Below are 21,921 nucleotides of genomic sequence, written 5' to 3'. Positions count from 1 at the left end.
TTCCCTTTCTAAGAAATTGGTTGATTTAAATTTTCACGTAAATCTTGAATAATTTTCTTTTCCAAGCGGGAAATATATGATTGTGATATCCCTAAATGATCTGCAACTTCTTTTTGCGTCATTTCCACTTTTCCATTGAGACCAAAACGGCATTCCATAATATACCGTTCACGTGCACCTAATAAATTAATGGCATGGAACATATGTTGACGTTCAATTTTTTTCTCCACATTATCAAGAATAATGTGCTCTTCTGTACCTAAAATATCTGATAGTAATAATTCATTTCCATCTGCATCAGAGTTTAATGGTTCGTCTAATGAAACCTCACCCTTCATACGACTTGTTTTTCGTAAGTGCATTAAAATTTCATTTTCAATGCATCGTGATGCGTATGTTGCAAGCTTAATATTTTTATCTGTATTGAACGTTTCAATCGCCTTTATTAACCCGATAGAACCAATGCTGATTAGATCTTCAATTGGTGTCCCCGTATTGTCAAAACGTCTAGCAATATAAACAACAAGACGTAAATTACGTTCAATTAGTGTGTCTCTAGCACGTAAATCACCTTTCATAAAGGATGCAATGACTGTAACTTCTTCTTCTCGACTTAGTGGCACTGGCAATGAATCATTTCCCCCTATATAGTACGTTTCACGACTACGAAACTTACTCCAAAATTTTTTCAAGCTAGCAAGTAGCCTAAGAAGCAATAGTTCTCCCCCTCTATGAGTTATTTGAAAGCGCTGAAAAATGTAAAATTGCTGCTGTGCTATGTGGAAAATTTTTAGCCTTTTTTGTTAAAACGATATATTCATTCGATTTCACCTGCGAAGGCTCTCCCTTTATAAGCCATTCATCAAAGCGAAAACCTAATACAACAGTTTGTTGCTGTACAGTATTGATATGAATAAATCGTATTAAACGCTGATAATCTTCTGAAAACATAGATACATTGTACGGATCTGTTTCTTGCCATTCTACTAATGATTTGCGAAAATCCGCAGGTAAATGTGGACTTAAAGCTGTATATGAGACGAAATGAACTGGCTTTCCTGAAAGTGGCTCAATTGCTTGGTTACCTGTATCCACAAAAGCTGAAAGTGGTACTAGTGCGCCAAAGATTTTTAAAGTTGTATCAAACACAAATTGTCCACTTAAACGCTCTAGCTTAACAAACCCCCATTGCTTATAGAATGCAACGAGATTTAAAACTGCTAGTACAAAACAAATCATTATAAAATGGGTGGCAGAAAGATTTTTTAAAAAAGGTTGTAGTGCTGTTAACAATCCCCCTATAACGATCGTTGCTGTTAAAACGATCGGTCCTTGCTTTTGGAAGCTTCGAATCTTAAAGCGAAAAGCTATACCTATGAGTAATATAAAACTAAGAACCGTTGTCCACAGCATTTGACTGCCTATTATAGCTACTAAACTACTACAAAACGAACTCATTAATAATCTTGAATTCTTGACCAAAACCCTTGTTACTCTTGCCGTAAACGTGAGTATTGCTAGATTGAAAAGCGTATTAATGAGCACCAGCCATTCTCCATACATAACAGCCGCCTCCTACTTACAAAGTTAGCATGTTACTCCCACAAAAATTGTCAAACAATCGCATCATTTCCTTAAAATGTTTTGACAAAATACATGGTTTCCTTACACAAATGAACATCTTGACAACAAATATAAAAAGCTCATATTTTACATATGTAAAATACGAGCTTTTTAGAAGTTGTTTTATTTCATTAACCACGATTTTTGCGATTACGTAAAAATGCTGGGACTTCAAGCATATCATCCTGTGCATAATGTTGCTGATTTTGACGTGGCTGCTCTTGTTGAACATGCATTTCTTGTCGTTGTTCACGAATTGGTGCTTGTTGTTGTGGAGCAGATTGTCTATTTATATTGAGTGACGGTTTTACTGTATGACGTTGTTGTTGTAACGCTTCTTCCGAGAAGCCTGTTGCGATAACTGTCACAATGATTTCATCTTTAAGGTTTTCATTAATGACAGAACCGAAAATCATATTTACTTCTTCATCAGATGCAGAAGCTACGATATCTGCTGCTTCTTGTACTTCAAATAAGCTAAGATTAGAGCCCCCTGTAATATTCATAAGAACGCCTTTAGCACCATCGATAGACGATTCTAGTAAAGGACTCGAAATGGCTTTCTTTGCTGCTTCTGAAGCACGGTTTTCACCAGTAGCAATACCGATACCCATTAATGCTGAGCCTTTGTTTGACATAATTGTTTTCACGTCTGCAAAGTCTAAGTTAATAAGACCAGGTGTTGCGATTAAATCAGAAATACCTTGGACACCTTGACGAAGTACGTTATCTGCTTCTCTGAAAGCTTCTAACATTGGTGTTGATTTATCGACAATTTGTAATAGCTTGTCGTTCGGGATAACAATTAGCGTATCCACAGCTTCTTTCATACCACCGATTCCGCCGATAGCCTGTGTTTGACGTTTACGTCCTTCAAACGTAAATGGACGTGTCACAACACCTACTGTTAGTGCTCCTAACTCACGAGCAATTTGTGCTATTACTGGCGCTGCACCAGTACCGGTTCCTCCACCCATACCAGCAGTGACGAATACCATGTCTGCGCCACGTAGAACCTCTTCTAATTGCTCACGGCTCTCTTCAGCAGCCTTTTTTCCTACTTCTGGATTAGCACCTGCACCTAATCCACGCGTCAGTTTAGCACCAATTTGAAGCCTAACCTCTGCCTTTGATAAATTCAATGCTTGTGAATCTGTGTTAACTGCGATAAAGTCAACACCTTGTACACCATGTTCTATCATTCGATTGACAGCGTTGTTACCGCCGCCACCAACACCTATGACCTTTATTACTGCAAGTTCATCTACATTTGTATCAAATTCTAACATCTCTTTTTCCTCCCACGGTAACTCGACTCTGTATCAATCATTACGCATTCTAGTTAATCAAAAAACTTATCAAATAATTTTTTTGCTCTCCCGATTACGCTTTCTTTTGGTTCTGAAGGTGCAGAATACTCTTGCTTTTTAGGCATAGCTGCTTGAGCTCCTACAGCTGCATATTCAACAGGTTGCGTATTCGTACTTTTACCGTAAAAATCATCTTCTAAATAGGCGTAACGAATAAGTCCAACCGCTGTTGCAAATGAAGGCTCTCTAACGCCAATATAATCGGGTGTATAAATTCTTACACGCGTTTGTAGAATTTGACGTGCTAACTGGGCGATACCTTCAAGTTTAGCGACACCACCAGTTAAAACAACGCCACCAGGTAAATCTCTAACACCTAGACGTGCTAACTCGTCAATCACTAATTCTAGTAATTCTTCTAGGCGAGCGCCAATAATTTCTGAGATATAGCGTTGACTATATTGATCAGTAGAATCTGTTCCTACAATTGGTACTTCAAAGATTTCATCGTCAGATGCATCATCATAAAAGGCATGTCCAAATTGGTGTTTGATATTTTCAGCTTGTTCTGTTGGTGTCTTTAAAACGATGGATATATCTTTCGTTATATGATCACCACCAACTGGTAGGACGCCTGTATGCGTTAACAATCCCTCTTCAAATACCGCGATTGTAGTAGAGCCGCCTCCTATGTCTACAAAGGCAGTTCCTTGGTTTTTTTCATCTTCAGTTAATGCAAAGTAGCCTGATGCTAATGGTTGCAAATATATTTCTCGTATACTTAAACCTGCACGCTCAACACAGCGAAGAACATTGTGTAAAAGCGTTTTGGATGTAGTTATCATTGTCGCATCCATTTCTAGACGGATGCCAATCATACCACGGGGATCTTTAATTTCATCAAGGTTGTCCACAATAAACTGTCTTGGAATGATGTTAACTAATTCACGTTCAGGAGGTATTGACATGACTTGTGCAGATTCTACCACTCTGTCTAAATCATCATCTGTAATTTCTCTGTTTTCACTATTTACAGCGACAACACCTTTAACTAGCTGTAACATCGTTTGGTTAGCAGGAACGCCTAGAACGACTTCTTGAATTTGATAACCTGTCATTCGTTCGGCTTGTTCTATTGCTTTTCGAATAGATTGAACTGTTGCATCGATGTCAACAATTGCTCCTTTTCGAACCCCATTCGATTTTACATTTCCGACGCCAATTACATGTAATTGTCCGTCACTCATTTCACCTATTAATACCTTGATAGAGGAGGATCCAATATCAAGTGAAATGTATAAATCTTGCTGATTCAATTCGCTGCACCTCCTTGAAAAATGCTCTTATTTTCATTCTATTGTAAATTTGGCATAATGTCTAAGCAAATCGAGTATTTTGGTCAATTTTTCTCTTAATCTATGGAAGTTTTTTCTTTCTTGTGACGTTTCTCATCCAAGCGAGTTAGTAATATACGCCTAATTATTGCAATATTTTGGAATAAACGTACTCCGAAAGCGAAAATGGCCGCTAAATACAAATCTATTCCTAAATTCACACCTATAAAAGCTAACCCTGCTGCGAGAACTATATTAAAAAAGAATCCTGATACAAAAACTTTATCGTCGTACACTTGCTGTAATTGAGCACGGATACCACCAAATAATGTATCTAAAGCTGCTAAAACTGCTATTGACAGATAATTTTCATACATAGAGGGGATTTGTATATTTGTTAACAAGCCAAGGGCAAGTCCAAATATCAAACCTAAAAATGGTAGCCACATAAATTAATCTCCTTTTTTTACCTCTGTTAAGTAATCATTTGTCAATGGCTGATCAAATGCTGGAATTTGTAATTGATCTATTGGCTCTTCAATTACTAAATTATAATTATCTAAATAAAATGAATCTATAAACGTCGAGGCTTGTAGCGAATTATACATTTTTTGTGCTGCTTTATAATCGCTTGTCCCAACATATATATCAAATTTAGGTGACGTCAATGGTACACTATTCACCGTTGTCTTCCCATTAATGTCCCGAATGGCTGTTGTTTGAACAACACGATTGCCATCTATAGAAACACTAGTTGCATCGTTTTTAAACAGCGTATTTAATAATTGAGTTAACAAATCGGGCGATATTTCTTTAATTTCATAGCCCATCTCAATTAATTCCGGTGCTGGTTCAATACGAAGTATGACACCAGGCCCTATCACTTCCGTTAGTCCAGCCTGTTGCTTTAAACGATTCAATGTTTCATGTAAAGCTGCTTGCTGATTTACTTTTTCAGATTGCTCATAGCGATCCACTACTTCATGAAGTGAGCGAATTTCTGCCAGTAATGCGGAATGCCTTTGCTTTTCTTGTGCTAATTCCTCTCTTATTGCCCAAATATCTCGTGTATCTCGCTCTGCTGGTTTTTGTATGGTATTGTATTGTACCGCTATCATCAAACCGATAATAAATAGCACGATCGTTATTCGGGTGTACATATTTCTTCGCAAAATAGCCCCTCCTAGACGTATCGTATGCCCCTCAGAAATCAATGTAAAACTTCTCTTGAGGCTGAAATTAGACTTTAAACATGAACTAGGACTTGTCCTTAACTTTCTACTTTTACCCTTGGCATTGTAAGTTTTTGATGTTCTTCTAAAGACACCACAATATTGTCATTTAATAATTGATCAACGACACCGCCATTTAAATTTAAAGAAGCCATTAAAGTATCGGAATCTCCTACAGCTTCTATTACAAAAGGTGCGGGATGCTGTGTACCATCAATAGTTATTACTGGACCATTACATCTTATATAGGAATTGGCCATGACACGTTGCCCATTAATAGCAATTGCTTGAGCACCCGAAATTTTCAATTCATTCAACAATTTAAAAACATGGCTTTCATGAACGATATAATCATTCGGATTCAAAGATTTTGGATCATAGTCGCCATCTTGCAGAGTGATCCGTATTCCTTTTCCATCACTCTTCAACTCACCAAGTAAGAGCCGCAAATCCTCCGCTTGTTCAACAAGCTTCTTATAGTCCTTCTCATCAGAAGCAAATGATTTCTCATACTTTCGAATTTGTTCCTGTAGGCTATTTAATTCTTCCGTTAGCTCTTTATTGCGTTCTTGCTGAGTGATCAATTCCTCACGATAAGAATCTTCTTGCTCAAAAAGCTCTGAATTAATTGTACCTGCTTCGCGGTTATCTTTTGCTTGATTATATGAATAGCCGATGATAAACCCTGTTGTCACACAAACAATCAATAATTCAAATTGTTTTCTAGAAAAAAAACTCCCTTTGCTATTCTTCTTCTTGTTGTTCATCTTCTGTCACTTCCTGGTCAACCATTTCCCCATCTTCATTAGCTTCCATGTCGATGCTTATTTTGTTGTACTCCTCGTTAAAAGGACGATAATAGGAACCGACCTCTAAATCAATCACGCCTTTTTCTAAATTTGCTATTTGTGCAACAATGGAGGGGTAATAATTTAACTTATCCGCAAGCGTCTGAATAATAGCTCGTACCTCATAGCCATCATTCATATAAAGCTTTACCGCGTTCGGATTTGTATCATTACTATTCGTGTTAACCTGAGAAATTAAAGCTAATACTTCTGGTTTTAATTGGGCTAACTGTTCAACTAGTTTTTTAATTGTTTTTTCCCCAGTAATACCAATAAAAACAGGTGCATCAATTGGAGTATCATTACCCTTTTGCTCAAAACGTTCACCATTTTCAAGTAACGGATAATAGGTGCCGTCCCCAGCTAAATACGCAACTTTTTTCCATTCTTTCACATCAATCGTTACGCCTCGAAGCCAGTTACGTTTAACATGTGCTTCTTTTACCCATTTATCCTTTAACAGAAGATTCTCCACGTCTTCTATTTTGAACCCCCACATTGATTTACCTAGCGCAAGGGTACTTGTCTCCACATAATGTTCATTATCTACCAACTTCGCACCATTGACTGTTATTTTATTGATGTTACTGTATGGAGATTGAAAATAAAGGAGTACCGCTAACACAATAAAGAAAAGTAATATTAGCACGATAAATTTACGATTAGTACGCTTTTTTCGTCGCTTTTTTAGCGTAGGTATACGATCTTCTATATCAATTACTTTCTCCAAAAAGTACTCCTCCTTTATATTTATTTCGCTAATTGATAAATAATACCTATTATTAACCACATTGTGACTAAAGATGTTCCTCCGTAGCTAATAAAAGGCAATGTAACACCGGTTACAGGTACTAAACCTATTACTACAGCTATATTAAGAAACGCTTGCACCATCAGCATTGTGACTAGCCCTATAATCGCATAATAGGATGTTCGGTTTTTAGCCTGTACAGCAAATCTATAGCCCGCATAAATTGTCAGTACGAATAGTGCTAAAATAACGAGACCACCGATCAAGCCGACTTCTTCCAAAATAATAGCGTAAATAAAGTCATTTTGTGGCTCAGGCAAATATAGAAACTTTTGCCGACTTTGTCCAAAACCATGACCAAAAATTCCAGCAGGACCAATTGCCATTAGTGATTGCACTGCTTGGAACCCACTTACCAAGGGATCAGCCCATGGATCGAGGAATGCTTCTATTCGCTTTAGTCGATATGGTGCAGTTGCAATTAATCCAACTAGTCCAGCTATACCAACCAACATAATCATGGCATATAGCTTTAATGGGTACCCAGCGACAAAAAACAATAAAAATACAGCAACAACAAGTATAAATACTGAACCGAAGTCGGGCTGCAACATAATCAAAGCAACAGGGATTAATAGGATTAAAGCATGGCGCCAATTAACAACCGGTGTCCCTGTTTTATGCTGCGCTAAAATATGACTCAGGTAAACAATGACAGTTATTTTCGTTAGCTCCGCTGGCTGGACTGTCAATGGACCGACCCCTATCCAGCTTTGCGAACCATTTCGCACTAGCCCAATACCAGGTATTAACACTAGAACAAGTAAAATTAACGAAAATATATAGGCCATTTTCCAAAAGGACTGCTCTCTCAAAATATTTAATCGAATGGTGATTAAAAATACAATTATAGCTACCACAAAGTATACGCTTTGCTTCATATAAAACGGCATTTTTCCACTATAATGAATGGCACTCCAATAAGTCCCCGCAGAATAGACGAAAATAATGCCGATTACTGATAGCATCAAAGTTGTGACGAGCAATAAGTAACTTTCTTTCCCTCTCAGTAATGCCATCCTTCCAAGTCAAGTATATTCTAAAATAGTTACAGGCTCATTACAGCTTCATTACAGCATCAATAAAAACATCTCCGCGTATTTCAAAGCTGTCATATTGATCCCAGCTTGCACATGCTGGAGATAATAATATAATATCTCCCTCTGCTGACATCGGTGCTGCATAGTGTACAGCGTCTTCCACATTTTGAGCGATAACTGTTTGTTGGACACCACACGATTTTGCAAATTCAACAAAACGTAATCCAGTTTCTCCGAATGCGACGACGCCTTTGACATGATTCATACTTGATCGAAGCTCCTCAAAAGAGTGGCCTCGATCTAAGCCACCTGCTAGCAAAATAACAGGCGCCTGGAATGCATCTAAAGCACTTTTTGTTGCTAAACAGTTTGTAGCTTTGGAGTCATTATAAATCTTCCGACCATTCCATTCGCGTACGAATTGAGTACGGTGTCTCACTCCGCCGAATGTTGCTAAAACCTCTTCCATCTTCCCTTTGTCACAGCCAACTAAAATACAGGCTGCCACTGCTGCTAGGATGTTCTCTAAATTATGCTTACCAGGTAGCGCGATATTTGCCCGGTCCATATAAGGTTCCCCTTGCCAATATATCGTTGTATCGTCTGCGCTGATTCCGTTGACAGTACGGCCATTTGAACTGAATGGGATTTTTTGCGCATTCGATTGTGCTGCATATCCAACTACAATTGGTTGATCAGCATTATAAATAAAGTAATCACTTTCATCTTGATTACGCGTCACAGCAAACTTCGCTTCAGCATAATTATCAAATGTTCCATGATAGTCAAGATGGGCATCATAAAGGTTTGTTAGAATAGAAATTTTAGGTTTAAATGTTTTAGTCCCCATCAATTGGAACGATGACAACTCCGTTACAATAATGTCTTCTTCACTAGCTTCTTTAGCGACGCCACAAGCAACTGTACCGATATTCCCTGCAATCAATGGATTTTTACTTCCGTTGTTTAACATATCGAATATTAAAGTGGTCGTTGTTGTTTTACCATTCGAGCCTGTAATACCTATAAATGGTGCATCGCTTATTAAATAAGCAAGTTCAATCTCTGTCCACACAGGAATATCGCGATGTAGTGCATCCGCTACAATGCGATTACTATAAGGAATACCTGGGTTTTTAACGACTAATTCAAAACCTTCATCCAGTAAGTCCTCAGGATGGCGGCCACAAATCACGGTAATCCCCTTTTGTAATAACCCCTGTGCATCCGGGCTTTCATCAAATGGTTTGGAATCATTGACTGTAACAAAGGCGCCGAGCTCATGCAAAATTTCTGCAGCGGCCACACCACTTTTCGCTAGGCCTAACACAAGTACTTTTTTATGTTGTAAATCTGTATAGTTTTTCATTAAAACGCCTCCGATAAGACTGCAATCAATGCTACTGCTAGGGCAGTTGACCAGAAGACAAGCACTACTTTCCACTCTGACCAACCTGATAATTCAAAATGGTGATGGATTGGGCTCATCTTAAAAATACGCTTTTTACGCAGTTTAAAGCTTCCTACCTGTAAAATAACGGATAATGTTTCGATGACAAATACCAAGCCAACCAGTAAAAGTAAAAACTCTTCTTTTACTAATACCGATACCATGGCTAATGCCCCACCTAATGCTAATGAACCAGTATCACCCATAAATACTTTTGCTGGATTCGCATTAAATAATAAAAACCCTAATAATGCTCCTGTAACAGCAAATGCAAATAAAGCAATATCAGCTTGGCTTTGGAAAAGTGCAATAACGCCAAATGCCGCAAAAGCAATCGATGCAGTTCCTGCCACTAGTCCATCTAAACCATCTGTTAAATTTACCGCATTGGAGAAGCCTACTAACCAAAAAATTAAAAAGGCAACATAGAAGACACCAAGATCAACTGTCCAATCTGTAAATGGAATAGCAAGCGTTGTATCAAACGATCCAACATGCAGTAGAAAATATGCAAGGATGGCGATAACAATTTGACCAATTAATTTTTGAAGAGAAGTTAACCCTAAATTCCTTTTAAATACAACCTTCAAACCATCATCCAGTAAACCTATTAAGCCAAATCCTGCTAATACTAGTAAAAGTACTACGGTCTGTGTCGTTAATAAATCTAAAAAGCTTCCTACACCAACAGTTGTTAGGACGATAGAAATTAAGAAAATTATACCGCCCATTGTTGGTGTACCAGCTTTTTTCATATGTGATTTCGGTCCCTCTTCACGAATACTTTGCCCAAACTTTAGGCGTCGAAGAAGTGGAATACTAATTGGTGCCAGGATAACTGTTACTATAAAAGCAAGAGCTAAAATGGTAAGTGTTGTTGCGAGTTTCATTGAAAAATCTCCTTTAAATCTTGTTTCACTTTCTTCGTTAGGAAAAAAGCATAAACTTTCATTTATTTATTACTACCCTTCATAATAATAGTGGTTCTTTCCCATTTTTTAAAGGTAAAGTTATTTCAGTTCTCCAAATATAAATGAATGGTACCATCTTGTTTGATAACACTATCCACTTCAGGTAATTGGTTACCAATTTTTGTCCCTTCTCCATGCCATTCTATACGGAATGGATAAAACTGCTTGGCAATATCATCCTTTGTCTGACCAATAAAATTTGGTACCTTCACAGTAATTGGATCACCATAACGATAATCCTTTTCAAGCTGTTCCTTCGATTTTTCAATACCTACAAACGGTGCAACATCCTCAATAATTTGCCCAACAATAGGTGCTGCTACGACGCCACCAAACTGTGTCGTCTTTTTAGGGTTGTCGACTGCTACATAGACGACAATTTGCGGATTGTCAGCTGGCGCAAAGCCAATAAATGATACGATATATTCTCCACTTTTGTAACGTCCGTTTTCAACCTTTTGTGCTGTTCCTGTTTTACCGCCAATTCGTAAACCATCTCGGAAGGCTTGTCGACCAGAACCATTCGCAACAACAGACTCCAATGCGCCCCGAACCTTTGAAGAAGTCTCCTCACGAATCACCTGATTTTTGACAACCGGTTTAGTTTCTTGTATGACTTCCCCTGTATTGGGATTAAATACTTTTTTCACAACATAAGGCGTATAAAGCTTGCCTCCATTTATTGCTGCTGCTACCGCTTGAACTTGCTGAATTGGAGTTACCGCTACTCCTTGCCCAAATGAGGTTGTAGCCTGTTCAACAGGTCCGAAGGCTTCCTTAGAAAATAAAATGCCTGAAGCTTCACCAGCAATATTGGAACCAGTCTTTTGACCAAAGCCAAAATCTTTAATATATTGCAATAATCGCTCATTACCTAACCGCTGCCCTAATTCAATAAAGCCTGGGTTACAGGAATTCTCCACAACTTCTAAGAAGGTTTCATGTCCATGCCCTTCACGCTTCCAACAACGAAGCCTTGCCCCAGCAACCATCGTATACCCTGGATCATAAAAAGTATCATGCTCTAAATCCACTAAATTTTCTTCCAATGCAGCGCTAAGAGTAATAATTTTAAAAGTAGAACCCGGTTCATACGTCATCCACACAGGTAAATTCCGATTATAAATCGCAGGCTCGACTAATTGGTATTCAGCCGGATTAAAAGTTGGATAAGAGGCTAACGCTAAGATTTCTCCATTATTTGGATTCATAGCAATGGCCAATGCTTGGTCCGCATCATAGCGCTTCATAGCCTGTGACAATTCACGTTCAACGACCTGTTGGACATCGACATCAATCGTTAGCTCAATAGTTGCTCCATCCTCGCCAGCTTTCCAAGCACTCGCGACATTCGGTAAATTATTGCCCTTCGCATCGGTAAAAATGCGAATTGCGGATGAATTAGCCTGCAAAAACTTATCATATTCATATTCAATACCAGCTAAACCTTGTGCATCATACCCTGTAAAGCCTAAAAATCGAGATAAAAGTGTCCCATATGGATAGTCTCTTGAGTAGTCGACACCACTATATAGTCCTTCAATTTGTAAGCCTTGTAATTCCACTGCTTTTTCATAGGGGATATTTTTCCCCTCAGGCGCTAGTTTTACTAAATAGGCTTTTTTCTTCATCTTCTCTAGCAGTTTCTCTTTGTCCACTTCCAGAACTTGCGCAATTTTTTCAGCTGCCCCTTCAATATCTTTACTCTGGGAAGGCATAAAATATAATGTCGGTGCAAGCTTATTGGTTACAATACTCTCACCATCTCGATCAGTAATATGCCCTCGTTCATTAGCAAATGGTATTTCTCGGTCCCAGTTCTCTTCTGCCTTCGTTGTTAGTTCCTTTTGATCCAACACTTGCAAAAAGAAAAGCCTAATCACTATCGCCACTGCCGCACACATAAACAACACATATAAAATACGTAAACGCTTTTTAGAATGGATAGAAATCCACTTCATTCGACATCACACCTTGTTTTTTACAACGTATGAAATAAAGTGGACTTCTATTCAGTATTATTCATCTTCTACTTGTTCAATTTCACCCTCAGAAGCTGCCTCTACATCTTGCACAAAGCTTTCAGCAGGTGTTTTGAGCTTAACAACAATCGGTGAACTATCCGTTATAATAGTCCCAGGGGACACACTTTGACTCGCTACAAAGCCTTCACCGAAAATCTCCATCTCTACCCCTGTCATAGATTTGAAAACAAGTAAATTTCTTAATGACCAATTCGTAAAGTCTGGCAATATGATATCGCCATCCGTCTTCAAAAATACATAACTACCTTTAACTAGTTGTTTTGTATCTTTCGGATATTGATCTATGATTTTACCCCCGCTTCCAACAATAACAGGCTGTAATCCATCATTTCCTAGTTCTACCTCAATCGCCTCAGCACTTTGACCTGTATAATCCTTAATATCTACCTTATCCACATACTGTACATCACCTGGATTAATATTAAGGTGCTTTAAGCTATTTAACATAACAGGGTTAAACACTTTAGATACCGGTACTGACCCAAGCTCATTATTTAACTTGGGTTTTTTCACTGAGACATACATGATAAGCTGAGGATCATCGACAGGAGCCATACCTAAAAATGAATATAGGAATTGGTTAGCACCCCAAGCATACGTACCATCTGCTCTCGGAATTTGTGCTGTCCCTGTCTTCCCTGCAACCTCATAATCCTCTAGAATAAAATCCTTCGCAGTACCAAATTTTGATGTCAGTGTAGAGGCAAGGATTTCTCGTACTTGTTTCGCTGTATCTGCTTTGATTGGCTGTCCTTTTTCAACAGGTTCATGGTTTTGAATAACCTTCCCTGTTGATGAATCAACAATACGGTCAATCACATAAGGCTGCATCATCTTACCATCATTCGCAATAGCAGTCATGGCTTGGATCATTTGGATAGGTGTTACGGTTGACCCTTGTCCATATGTTGTTGTCACTCGTTGGATTGGGTATTTAGATAATATTGTACCTGCTGCCTCATTTGGTAAATCAATCCCTGTTTTATGCCCAAAGCCAAAGCGATCTAAATACTCAATAAAGACATCTTCACCAATTAATTTTAATAAGTTTGCCATAGCTGTATTCGAAGATCGTTGGAATCCTTCTAAATAGGTGATAGGGCCCCAACCGACTTGATTATGGTCTCGAATAGTACGGTCAAGTATTGTATAAGAACCTGATTGATAGAAAGTGTTCGGTTGCCACGTATTTGTATCAATAGCCGAAGCAAGTGTGAATGTTTTCATCGTCGAACCAGGCTCAATCGTTTCTTCAATTACTTCGTTCAGCCATTTCATATTTTGACTATCACGTGTTTCTGGGTTAAATGTAGGACGCTGGGACATCGCTAATATTTTCCCTGTTTTCGGGTCTGCTACAACCGCAGTCATAGATTCCGGATTGTATTCCTTTTCAACCGATGACATCGCTTCCTCTAAAAAACTTTGGATGGTTTTATCAATTGTTAAATAAATATCATCCCCATCTTTAGCAGGTGTCACCATCTTCTCGCTGTTGGGTAATAAATAACTGAAAGCGTCTGTTTCGTATTTAATTTTACCATTAACGCCTGTCAGTTCTTTGTCATACGTATATTCTAGACCCATTTCGCCTTTTGTTGTGACAGTCCCATCCTCGTTATCTTTTTTCAATGCATAGCCAATTAAATGTGAAGCAAAGACACCATTTGGATAATAACGTTTTAAATCACTAACAAATAGAACCCCTGGTAATTTTTCTTCCTTTATTTTACTCATAACCTCGTGACTAATACCGCGTCCAGAACTCCCAAACTCCACTTGATATAATGGTTTACCATCGCTTCTATAGCGATTATTTAGCTTTTTAAGAACTTCATCTTCTTTTCCTTGCATTGCCGGAATATACTTTGCTAAAACTTGAGCCGTTTTTTCAGCATCTACAACATGCCTAGGTTTCTTTGGATCTGTAGTAGCTGCTTCACTTACGACAACAACTAGACGATAGCTTAACGTATCTTCTGCAATCACTTGACCGTTTTGGTCATAAATCTTTCCTCGGTTTGCTGTGATAACACTTTCCTTACCATACTTAGCAGCTGCTCTTGCTGCAAGCTCCTGTCCTTCTACTTGCCCTGTCGCCTGAATGTTCACCATTCTTGTGAATAATAGAAAAAAGAGCCCTCCATAAAAAATCAATAATAGAAAGGCTCCCCATTGGAATCGAAATCTCTTTTTTTTCATTCTCCCGGCACTACCTTTACATTTTTCTCATTTTGAGTTAAACCGAGTTCTTTTCCTTTTTTCCATATGTTTTCGTATGTAGAAAGTTCACTTACACGAACCGTTAAGTCAACATTCTGTTTTGCAATCTCATCTGCTTCTGATTCGATCTTTTGAATGTCCATGCTTGTCGTTTGAATAGCTGCTTGTTTATTTAATACTAGGACTCCTAATACAGCAATAATGCTAACTAAAACAATTAGCATTGTCTTCTCAAACCTCTGGTTCGTTTTTTTACGACGTATGATAGTGGGTTGTGGACTAGGTGGTGTTATCGGTTGTTGCACTTGTTGATGTTGGTGCTGTTGCCTTACACGTACGGCTGCCATTTACTCACGCCCTTTGTCGTTAATTTTCTCCACCACTCTAAGCTTTGCGGAACGCGCCCGATTATTCACTTCTAATTCTTCATCTGAAGGAACAATTGGTTTTCGTGAAATCAGCTTTAAAGTTGGCTTCATGTCATCAGGAATTACAGGTAAATTTGGTGGTAATTCCGGTAATGATGACGCTTCCTTAAAGATTGTCTTGCATAGGCGGTCCTCCAATGAATGGAACGTAATGACACTAATGCGTCCACCTACGTTTATCATATCAATCGCATCGACTAATGAATCCTCTGCCGCGCCTAACTCGTCATTGACAGCAATTCTAATTGCTTGGAAAATGCGCTTTGCTGGATGCCCACCTTTTCGGCGTGCCGCTGCTGGAATACCCTCTTTAATAAGCTCTACAAGTTGTCCAGTTGTTTCAATCGGGGCTGATTTACGCGCCTCTTCAATTTTACGGGCAACTTGCTTTGAAAACTTTTCTTCCCCATAACGGAAAAAAATACGTACTAAATCTTCATATGCCCATTGATTGACAACTTCAAAAGCTGTAAGTGTTGCCGTTTGATCCATGCGCATATCAAGTGGTGCATCATGGTGATAGCTAAAGCCTCGTTCAGGTGTATCTAACTGAGGTGAAGATACGCCTAAGTCATATAAAATACCATCCACTTGTTCAAAACCATGAGCCAATAATTCTTCTTTTAAATACCGGAAATTCGAATGGATAAACGTGACGCGCTCAATATAAGGCGCTAATCGAATTTTCGCATTTTCGATAGCCGTCATGTCTTGATCGAAACAAATTAAACGACCTTTATCTGATAATTGCTGTACTAAATATTCACTATGGCCTGCACCACCTAAAGTACAGTCCACATATACACCATCAGGATCGATGTTCAACCCATCAACAGTTTCTTTTAATAACACGGTTGTATGATCGAACATACCACTCGCTCCTTTCAGGCCTTAACCTCATGTCAACTTTGCATTGACATGCTTATCAAAAGTTAAAAATCAAAGCCAATCATATTTTCTGCAATTTCATTAAAAGATTGTTCAGACTCGCTGAAGTAGGCTTCCCATGCATCTTTAGCCCAAATCTCAATTCGATTTGAAACCCCCAACACTACACATTCCTTAACAAGATGTGCATGTTGCATAAGAGTAGCTGGAATATTAATTCGCCCCTGCTTGTCTATTTCTACCTCTGTTGCTCCAGAAAAGAAAAACCTTGCAAATGCACGTGTATCCTTTTTGGTCATCGGTAAATCTTTTAACTTTTCTTCGAGTTTTCGCCATTCATTCATAGGATAGCCAAATAGGCAGTTATCGAGACCTCTTGTGACAACAAACGCTTCGCCTAAAGCTTCACGAAATTTTGCCGGCACGATTAATCGCCCTTTCGCATCAACGGAGTGTTGATATTCTCCCATGAACATACTACTCACCCCACTTTATTAAATAATGTACCACATCCCCCCACTTTCCTCCACTTTTTTTAAAAAAAACTTGACATTTTATCTCTCAATGTGCAATTAGACCTTGATGGGGATTTTTGATATGTGCTAAATGACACAAAGAAAGAGCTACCCTTAGGAGGATAGCTCTTTAAATACTATTTTTATAGACATAATTCATCAAATCCATATTGTATCAAATAATTAACTAGGCACAAAGAACCTGGTACATAGGTTTATAAATAAAGTAAATAGTGGTGTTTGCCAATACTATAGTTTTGCTTTAACATTTCAGCAATCAACATAGGTCCAAACTCATTAAAATATTGATACGGATTATAAGTTCTTTCCTGGAAACCTTCGTTTGGATACAACTCATTTTGTAGCGTCGTAAATTTGCGGATAGTAGTTTCATGCTTGTCGAGTACCGTTTGCTCAATTTTTTGCTGAAGGTAGTCAAATTGTTTTGCATGATTTTCTTGATTTTTAACAATGATTTTATCTAAAGTTAAATGCTGTTCCTCTAAATATGATGCAAGCTCACTGTACTTTTCTTCTAATAACTGCTCCATAGCCTGAATTTGGCGTTTAGCCTCACTATCTTGCACATCATCAATAAAACGCTCTTTCATTTCTAAAGCTTTGCCATTCCAAACATCCGTAACAGTTAATTGATGTTCACGCAATAATTGCTCTACATGGCGTGTCACAATCGTCATATGAAGGCGCGGGGCAAATATAGGCATTTGTAGGTCTAGTATAGAAAATGCACTTTTTAATGTCGCCCAATAAGCTAATTCACCTGGGCCACCGACGAATGCCAGTACAGGGAACGTCATTTCCTGCATTAATGGACGGGACACTACGTTATTACTCAAACGCTCTGGATATTTCTTGGCAATCTCTAATAGCTCTTCTCGAGTAAACTTAAGGTTTGCCGCTAAATTAATAAATAGATCATTTTTTCTTTCTAACAGATGACGTTCTCCGTCCTCTACATAGAATAAATTAGCCGCTTCTCGTGTCGCCAAAATAGGCTTACCGTAGCCTGTTTGCTCTAGCAGCTCTTCCTTTTCTGTTACAACTCTAGCAATTTCTTCACTATGCTGAATGAGATGTGCAAAATTGTTACTTTCATATTGACGGAAATTATAATCCGCTGCATCAATTAACAGTAACCCTTCATCTTTAAATAATTGGTTCATTAACCGCGCAAAGAAATCAGTAAATGTCTCACTTTCGTTTAGCACATCTACTAATTGTTTAATAAGCGCCTCTGTATACTCGGTTTCCCCAATATCTCTAACAATAGTATTGATAAATTGTGTCATCGACTCTTTATTTAGCATTGTTGCCGAGGCCATTGTTTTACGTCTAGAGCGCTCACTGTATGCTCGTTTTTTTAATAATTCACCATGCACCGTATAGGTATGATTAATTTCTTCCAAATCATGATCTTCTCCAGCTATCCAAAAAACAGGTACCACAGATTTTCGAAGCTTCGCACTTTGCTCTTTTGCTAACACAATGACTGAAATCGCTTTATGAACGGAGTAAAGAGGGCCAGTTAAGATACCTGCTTGTTGGCCACCGATTATGACCATAGCTCCTTGTTCTAGTTGTTGCAAATGTTCATTCGCTTTTTGTGATAGCCCTAGTGGCTCCATAAATTGACGGATGATAGATGTCAGCTCTTTTTGATCTCTGGCATGTTGTGCTAAATGCTTCGCTCTTTTCTCAAAAGCCTGATCATTGAAATTGTATTCAAAAAACTGATGAATGGCAGTATTTGGCGACCAGTAATCGGCTAGCACATTATTTTTTATAGGTACTTGGATAGACTCCAGTTTCATTTAACATAAGCTCCTCTACTCACTCAATCATTATTTTACTTATAACGAGAAATTGATTCCTCACATATTATGCACATGATGCTGTAAATGTTTTTAGCCCATATTGCATTTGCCCTACCATGAACATAGCACTGTGCAATATTACTGAACTATTCTTCTAGCACTAGGCTTTATAATATTTAATCAGTTTCCCATCCATAAAGAATGATTTTTTATATCTACTTTATAATGCTATTATTTTAACCCTTATAGCTCCAACATGAAAAGAAAATGCTTAGGCAACCTGTAAATAGTCTACAAGGGACTGAATGACGCCGATCATACAGATCACAATATACGCGGTACTCAGTAATAAAAATAAAAAACGCCAAATTTTCTTTAATAAAGGCTTCACTTCTATTTCCTTTTTTGTCCGCCAATCAATATATGTAAAAATCATAGCCATCATTATTGCAAGGATGACTAAAAGTCCCCCTACATTTACTTGCCACAGTACTCCAACACTTAAGGGCACTGAAAAGAACAAACAGAAGGTTGTCACATCAGAGGCCGCACCAAATGCATGGGTGCCACGTATTTTAACTTTCCGGCTAATTAGATAGACTATAATAAAAAGTACAATTGGGCAAAAAATAACGATACTAACAATAATATGTAAAAGGTCTTTCAACTTTGTTCACCGCTCTCCTCTATCGCAAGTACTTGGAGATATAAAGTACGCAAAGTAGGCAAATGATGACCATTTGTTAAAGCTTTATCCAAAATGGCACCAACAATTGTTTCAATCTCACTTTTTCTTCCCTGCATACGATCTGCAAGCATGGAAGATGTATTTTCGGCTGTTTGCCTACATAAGTCTACCACATCTCCAAAAGATATAGTGCGCTCAAGATCTTTGAACGCAATCGTTAACTCCTGATAAATATTCTCCATAAGTGCATACGCTCGTGTATTAGTCACTAGTTCCCCGTTCTTTATTTGTAATACACAAGTTAATGGATTGATTAAGCTATTGAATATTGCTTTTTCAAATAGCATCTTCTCCGCATTATCAACCATTTCAACTGGAAACAATGGATTTTGTAATTGTAACAACTTTAGAAAAACAGGTTGTTCCCCACGTTCGATAGCTATTTTACAAGGACCAATCCCTCTATGTTGAACCGTTGTTTGATTCAGCAATTGTGTACCAAAAGATACAGAGCCAAACGCGATATTTTTTTGAGGTAAACTTAGTACCTCCTCAAAATGAGCTAAGCCATTTTGCATAAAGAGCAAAGGTATTTCATTTGATAGTGACGCTAATTGGTCATAGAGATTTTGTAAATGAACATACTTAACAGCAATCACAATTAAATCTTGAGGTGGTAATGCAGTTAATTTTGTTGTAGAAACAATTTTTTGTACAGTTTTAGTTCCATCAACATTCAATCGCGTTAATTGATCGGTAGTTAGCTTTTCTACCTGCTCCTGTTTTCTTGTAACTAACGATACTGACATTCCTGACTCTGCTAAAAAGCTTGCTGTTAATTGACCAACCGCTCCCGCACCAATAACTGCTACTTTCATTTCATTTTACACCCTTTCCTCTCCACATTATGAAGCTATAAGAATAAGGTGCCTCAGAATAAATTCTAAGGCACCCCTAAACAGGTTCTTCTATTATACAAGATTGGCTGATTATTGACGATATACAGAAAGGGTTTTATCTCTAGGAAAGATAAATATTGTATGCTCTTCATAGTTACTGAAGTTTAATCTTTCATTAACGAATAGCCTTGCTGTAGCCACTTCACTAATTTCTCATGTTCATTTTGCAACTCGCGATGTCTCATTTCAAGAGTTTGATAAGCATCTGTTAATTCATCAAAACTTGTCAATGCCAATTTCAAGTGACTTCGCATAGATTGTTGGGGTTGATTTCGTACCGCTAATAATGACTGACTATATTGACCACGTAATGTTTTATTCCAACGGAAGCCACACGCCTGCTTTGTACGGCCCAGCTCCACAGCCGCCATTTCAAAAGCCTCCAACTGCGTTTTGCCATTTTGCACATTATGCAAGACAATTTCTGCTAGTCTTTCATCGTCTTCCTTTGTCCATTGATCTTTTCTTTTTTTCAATTCCATAATCTATCACCCTCGCATTTTTTACTACTATATGCAGTAGCGAGCAAAATAGAATCATTGCATGAAAAAAGACAGTGGTTATGTTTTTCTTTCATCACTGCCTTTATACATCACTTATTATTCTTCTTTGTTAAGAAATTATTAACAGCCAGATGATGCGCTTCGCTTTCCCACAATTTTGCACACGTACGAACTTCCTCCAACACCCGCTCATACATATTTCGTTCTCGCCATTTACGAAGTTCGATTTCCTTATAAGCTTTATGAACGGAAGGATGAATTTTTCGCATATGTTCAATAAAATCATTTAACGCCTCATCTTTTGAACCTTCAAAAACTCGCATTGCCCACCCTATTTCATAGAGCAACTGCGCAGGATACGGCTTCGCATCCACAAGCATTTTTAATGCTCGGTCATGACGTAAACCTCGTTCAAAAAGATATGTACCACCACCCCAACCACTAGTAATGGCTAAGGTCCCTTGAATAAAACCACATTTTGCATGGTTTGCCACTAAACGAAAATCACAAGCTGTGGCAATCTCACAACCTCCACCAACTGCGGTACCATTTATAAGCGCTATAGTGGGCACCGGGAGTGTAGCAAGGTCATATAATATTTTCCCCATCTTACTTAACATACCAAATGCCTCATCCTCTGTCTCCAGCGAATGAAACTCAGATAAATCCCCTCCAGAGCAAAATGATTTATCTCCAGCACCTGTCACTACTAAAAAACGCACATCCTCATGTTTCCGAATATACGTAATGACTTCCTGAAGACCATTCATAACCTCATCATTGACAGCATTACGCTTCTCTTCTCGATTAATTGTAAAAGTCATAACACCATCAAGATTGTCGATCATATAACTCATATTATTACCCCCTTTGTCTCCATGAACAAATTGTATCATACAATTATTTCACTATTATATTAAACTTCACAATCAACGCAATATTCTGTTTTTAATCCATCAAAAAAAGGCTAGTATAGAGCCATGGTCTCTCTACTAGCCTTTTAAGTGAGCAAACACTGTATTATTTGCTTACTACTTCTTTACCTTTGTATTGTCCGCAAGCTTTGCAAACACGGTGTGATAATTTAGCCTCACCACAGTTAGGGCAAGTTACCATACCAGGTACAGATAATTTGAAATGCGTACGACGCTTTCTTTTTGCAGTTTTAGAAGTTCTTCTAAATGGTACAGCCATTGATGGCACCTCCTTACAGATCGT

Annotated in this window: 22 protein-coding genes; all 22 read right to left on the bottom strand. The window is 38.2% G+C overall.

Annotated elements, in window-relative coordinates; all coding sequences use genetic code 11:
• Positions 1–8: 8 nt before the first annotated feature.
• Positions 9–716, bottom strand: a complete 708-nt coding sequence (gene sigE / locus MKY88_RS04890; protein WP_025113851.1) for an RNA polymerase sporulation sigma factor SigE — start codon at positions 714–716, stop codon at positions 9–11.
• A gap of 13 nt (positions 717–729) precedes the next feature.
• A complete protein-coding gene (locus MKY88_RS04885) occupies positions 730–1,563 on the bottom strand; it encodes a sigma-E processing peptidase SpoIIGA (RefSeq protein WP_340813094.1) in 834 nt (277 codons plus the stop codon).
• A gap of 191 nt (positions 1,564–1,754) precedes the next feature.
• Positions 1,755–2,912 (bottom strand): cell division protein FtsZ, encoded by a 1,158-nt coding sequence (gene ftsZ / locus MKY88_RS04880; RefSeq protein WP_069480286.1) that lies wholly within the window; start codon positions 2,910–2,912, stop codon positions 1,755–1,757.
• 53 nt (positions 2,913–2,965) lie between these two features.
• On the bottom strand, positions 2,966–4,249 hold the full coding sequence (gene ftsA / locus MKY88_RS04875) for a cell division protein FtsA (RefSeq protein ID WP_069480285.1): 1,284 nt from the start codon (positions 4,247–4,249) through the stop codon (positions 2,966–2,968).
• A gap of 95 nt (positions 4,250–4,344) precedes the next feature.
• Positions 4,345–4,716, bottom strand: coding sequence for a small basic family protein (locus tag MKY88_RS04870; RefSeq protein ID WP_008173872.1), 372 nt, complete (start codon positions 4,714–4,716; stop codon positions 4,345–4,347).
• A 3-nt stretch (positions 4,717–4,719) separates the two neighbouring features.
• On the bottom strand, positions 4,720–5,439 hold the full coding sequence (locus MKY88_RS04865; RefSeq protein ID WP_069480284.1) for a DUF881 domain-containing protein: 720 nt from the start codon (positions 5,437–5,439) through the stop codon (positions 4,720–4,722).
• A gap of 98 nt (positions 5,440–5,537) precedes the next feature.
• A complete protein-coding gene (locus MKY88_RS04860) occupies positions 5,538–6,266 on the bottom strand; it encodes a DUF881 domain-containing protein (protein WP_193831124.1) in 729 nt (242 codons plus the stop codon).
• Complete coding sequence (locus MKY88_RS04855) at positions 6,244–7,077, bottom strand: cell division protein FtsQ/DivIB (protein WP_193831123.1); 834 nt, start codon at positions 7,075–7,077, stop codon at positions 6,244–6,246. Before MKY88_RS04855 ends, MKY88_RS04860 begins: the two co-directional genes overlap by 23 nt.
• Positions 7,078–7,097: 20 nt before the next feature.
• On the bottom strand, positions 7,098–8,177 hold the full coding sequence (gene ftsW / locus MKY88_RS04850) for a putative lipid II flippase FtsW (RefSeq protein ID WP_328203109.1): 1,080 nt from the start codon (positions 8,175–8,177) through the stop codon (positions 7,098–7,100).
• Between the two features lie 40 nt (positions 8,178–8,217).
• A complete protein-coding gene (murD, locus tag MKY88_RS04845; RefSeq protein WP_069480280.1) occupies positions 8,218–9,567 on the bottom strand; it encodes a UDP-N-acetylmuramoyl-L-alanine--D-glutamate ligase in 1,350 nt (449 codons plus the stop codon).
• Positions 9,567–10,538 carry a phospho-N-acetylmuramoyl-pentapeptide-transferase gene (gene mraY / locus MKY88_RS04840; RefSeq protein WP_025113842.1) on the bottom strand — a complete coding sequence of 324 codons (972 nt, stop codon included), beginning with the start codon at positions 10,536–10,538 and terminating at the stop codon, positions 9,567–9,569. Before mraY ends, murD begins: the two co-directional genes overlap by 1 nt.
• A 125-nt stretch (positions 10,539–10,663) precedes the next feature.
• Entirely contained in the window at positions 10,664–12,580 is a 1,917-nt protein-coding gene (locus MKY88_RS04835) for a stage V sporulation protein D (RefSeq protein ID WP_291757503.1), read from the bottom strand.
• A gap of 57 nt (positions 12,581–12,637) precedes the next feature.
• On the bottom strand, positions 12,638–14,866 hold the full coding sequence (locus MKY88_RS04830; protein WP_258267917.1) for a penicillin-binding protein: 2,229 nt from the start codon (positions 14,864–14,866) through the stop codon (positions 12,638–12,640).
• On the bottom strand, positions 14,863–15,234 hold the full coding sequence (gene ftsL2, locus MKY88_RS04825) for a cell division protein FtsL (protein ID WP_340813089.1): 372 nt from the start codon (positions 15,232–15,234) through the stop codon (positions 14,863–14,865). The genes MKY88_RS04830 and ftsL2 overlap by 4 nt, the downstream gene beginning before the upstream one ends.
• Positions 15,235–16,185: a 16S rRNA (cytosine(1402)-N(4))-methyltransferase RsmH gene (gene rsmH, locus MKY88_RS04820; RefSeq protein ID WP_025113838.1), complete on the bottom strand. Its 951-nt coding sequence runs from the start codon at positions 16,183–16,185 to the stop codon at positions 15,235–15,237. It abuts the gene before it with no gap.
• Between the two features lie 62 nt (positions 16,186–16,247).
• Positions 16,248–16,679, bottom strand: a complete 432-nt coding sequence (mraZ, locus tag MKY88_RS04815) for a division/cell wall cluster transcriptional repressor MraZ (RefSeq protein ID WP_008173894.1) — start codon at positions 16,677–16,679, stop codon at positions 16,248–16,250.
• A gap of 254 nt (positions 16,680–16,933) precedes the next feature.
• The gene (gene bshC / locus MKY88_RS04810) at positions 16,934–18,550 is read right to left on the bottom strand and encodes a bacillithiol biosynthesis cysteine-adding enzyme BshC (protein WP_340813087.1); all 1,617 of its coding nucleotides are present in this window, start codon (positions 18,548–18,550) and stop codon (positions 16,934–16,936) included.
• Positions 18,551–18,824: 274 nt separating this feature from the next.
• Complete coding sequence (locus tag MKY88_RS04805; RefSeq protein ID WP_069480275.1) at positions 18,825–19,220, bottom strand: DUF3397 domain-containing protein; 396 nt, start codon at positions 19,218–19,220, stop codon at positions 18,825–18,827.
• The gene (locus tag MKY88_RS04800) at positions 19,217–20,119 is read right to left on the bottom strand and encodes a ketopantoate reductase family protein (RefSeq protein ID WP_340813085.1); all 903 of its coding nucleotides are present in this window, start codon (positions 20,117–20,119) and stop codon (positions 19,217–19,219) included. Before MKY88_RS04800 ends, MKY88_RS04805 begins: the two co-directional genes overlap by 4 nt.
• Before the next feature lie 185 nt (positions 20,120–20,304).
• Positions 20,305–20,682 (bottom strand): transcriptional regulator, encoded by a 378-nt coding sequence (locus tag MKY88_RS04795; protein WP_036123766.1) that lies wholly within the window; start codon positions 20,680–20,682, stop codon positions 20,305–20,307.
• A gap of 110 nt (positions 20,683–20,792) precedes the next feature.
• Positions 20,793–21,560 carry an enoyl-CoA hydratase/isomerase family protein gene (locus tag MKY88_RS04790; protein WP_069480273.1) on the bottom strand — a complete coding sequence of 256 codons (768 nt, stop codon included), beginning with the start codon at positions 21,558–21,560 and terminating at the stop codon, positions 20,793–20,795.
• Positions 21,561–21,723: 163 nt separating this feature from the next.
• Entirely contained in the window at positions 21,724–21,897 is a 174-nt protein-coding gene (rpmF, locus tag MKY88_RS04785) for a 50S ribosomal protein L32 (protein ID WP_004224819.1), read from the bottom strand.
• Positions 21,898–21,921 lie beyond the last annotated feature (24 nt).

The organism is Lysinibacillus sp. FSL R7-0073, assembly GCF_038009065.1.
Classification (GTDB): domain Bacteria; phylum Bacillota; class Bacilli; order Bacillales_A; family Planococcaceae; genus Lysinibacillus; species Lysinibacillus fusiformis.
The sequence above is the reverse complement of the archived record's forward strand: the minus strand, read 5'-3'. Positions and strand labels throughout refer to the sequence as shown.

Bases quoted from the DNA above. Each gene is read 5' to 3' on its own strand.
- ftsW (WP_328203109.1), bottom strand. From the start codon at position 8,177: ATGGCATTACTGAGAGGGAAAGAAAGTTACTTATTGCTCGTCACAACT.
- MKY88_RS04860 (WP_193831124.1), bottom strand. From the start codon at position 6,266: ATGAACAACAAGAAGAAGAATAGCAAAGGGAGTTTTTTTTCTAGAAAA.
- mraY (WP_025113842.1), bottom strand. From the start codon at position 10,538: ATGAAACTCGCAACAACACTTACCATTTTAGCTCTTGCTTTTATAGTA.
- rsmH (WP_025113838.1), bottom strand. From the start codon at position 16,185: ATGTTCGATCATACAACCGTGTTATTAAAAGAAACTGTTGATGGGTTG.
- MKY88_RS04795 (WP_036123766.1), bottom strand. From the start codon at position 20,682: ATGGAATTGAAAAAAAGAAAAGATCAATGGACAAAGGAAGACGATGAA.
- rpmF (WP_004224819.1), bottom strand. From the start codon at position 21,897: ATGGCTGTACCATTTAGAAGAACTTCTAAAACTGCAAAAAGAAAGCGT.
- murD (WP_069480280.1), bottom strand. From the start codon at position 9,567: ATGAAAAACTATACAGATTTACAACATAAAAAAGTACTTGTGTTAGGC.
- MKY88_RS04885 (WP_340813094.1), bottom strand. From the start codon at position 1,563: ATGTATGGAGAATGGCTGGTGCTCATTAATACGCTTTTCAATCTAGCA.
- ftsL2 (WP_340813089.1), bottom strand. From the start codon at position 15,234: ATGGCAGCCGTACGTGTAAGGCAACAGCACCAACATCAACAAGTGCAA.
- MKY88_RS04830 (WP_258267917.1), bottom strand. From the start codon at position 14,866: ATGAAAAAAAAGAGATTTCGATTCCAATGGGGAGCCTTTCTATTATTG.
- MKY88_RS04800 (WP_340813085.1), bottom strand. From the start codon at position 20,119: ATGAAAGTAGCAGTTATTGGTGCGGGAGCGGTTGGTCAATTAACAGCA.
- mraZ (WP_008173894.1), bottom strand. From the start codon at position 16,679: ATGTTCATGGGAGAATATCAACACTCCGTTGATGCGAAAGGGCGATTA.
- MKY88_RS04870 (WP_008173872.1), bottom strand. From the start codon at position 4,716: ATGTGGCTACCATTTTTAGGTTTGATATTTGGACTTGCCCTTGGCTTG.
- bshC (WP_340813087.1), bottom strand. From the start codon at position 18,550: ATGAAACTGGAGTCTATCCAAGTACCTATAAAAAATAATGTGCTAGCC.
- MKY88_RS04835 (WP_291757503.1), bottom strand. From the start codon at position 12,580: ATGAAGTGGATTTCTATCCATTCTAAAAAGCGTTTACGTATTTTATAT.
- MKY88_RS04790 (WP_069480273.1), bottom strand. From the start codon at position 21,560: ATGAGTTATATGATCGACAATCTTGATGGTGTTATGACTTTTACAATT.
- ftsZ (WP_069480286.1), bottom strand. From the start codon at position 2,912: ATGTTAGAATTTGATACAAATGTAGATGAACTTGCAGTAATAAAGGTC.